Below are 783 nucleotides of genomic sequence, written 5' to 3'. Positions count from 1 at the left end.
GCAGCTTATCGCAGCGTGCCACGTCCTTCATCGCCTCTTGGCGCCAAGGCATCCACCGAACGCCCTTCTTTCACTCGTCAACACCGCCGCCCGCACGCAGAACCAACACGCCAGGGGTCGCCCCCCGCGCACCGCCCCGCGCGTCCAACCGAGCAACGGATCAGTACCAACTTGGCACCCCCGCCAGATCACCGTCCGCGCCACCACCCCAAGCAACATCCCGCCCAGGGCAACAACACCGAACAGCACCCAACAAAAGGTACCACTCACACCTAACCATCTTCAGTTGTGAAAGAACGCATACCGCCCCCTGGCGCCGAGCACCAAGAGACGTGCCTTTTGGAAGCATCCCGACGCACTCCCCCTGTCGCAGCGCCTCGCGGCGCCGATCATCAGAGGGAAGCTTCATCGGGAGTGGAGAGCGGAGCCGGTTTGATCGGCTGGTCGCTAAATCAGGACTGCCGCAGCCAGGAACCGAAGCCCCTACCCCACGCGCATTCCTTGAAAGGAGGTGATCCAGCCGCAGGTTCCCCTACGGCTACCTTGTTACGACTTCACCCCAGTCGCTGACCCTACCGTGGTGACCTGCCCCCTTGCGGTTAGCGCAGCCACTTAAGGTAGAACCAACTCCCATGGTGTGACGGGCGGTGTGTACAAGGCCCGGGAACGTATTCACCGTGGCGTGCTGATCCACGATTACTAGCGATTCCACCTTCATGCACCCGAGTTGCAGGGTGCAATCCGAACTGAGACGGCTTTTGGGGATCGGCTCGGCCTCGCGAC

2 rRNA genes are annotated in these 783 nt (G+C 62.2%); both read right to left on the bottom strand.

Features of this window, described 5'->3' with window-relative positions:
* A 23S ribosomal RNA gene (locus EAH89_RS30965) occupies positions 1 to 79 on the bottom strand; the annotation flags it as partial.
* 425 nt (positions 80 to 504) lie between these two features.
* Positions 505 to 783 (bottom strand): 16S ribosomal RNA (locus tag EAH89_RS30960); the annotation flags it as partial.

Origin of the sequence: Muricoccus nepalensis, assembly GCF_006438825.1 — a bacterium.
GTDB classification, from domain to species: Bacteria; Pseudomonadota; Alphaproteobacteria; order Acetobacterales; family Acetobacteraceae; genus Roseomonas; species Roseomonas nepalensis.
The sequence above is the reverse complement of the archived record's forward strand: the minus strand, read 5'-3'. Positions and strand labels throughout refer to the sequence as shown.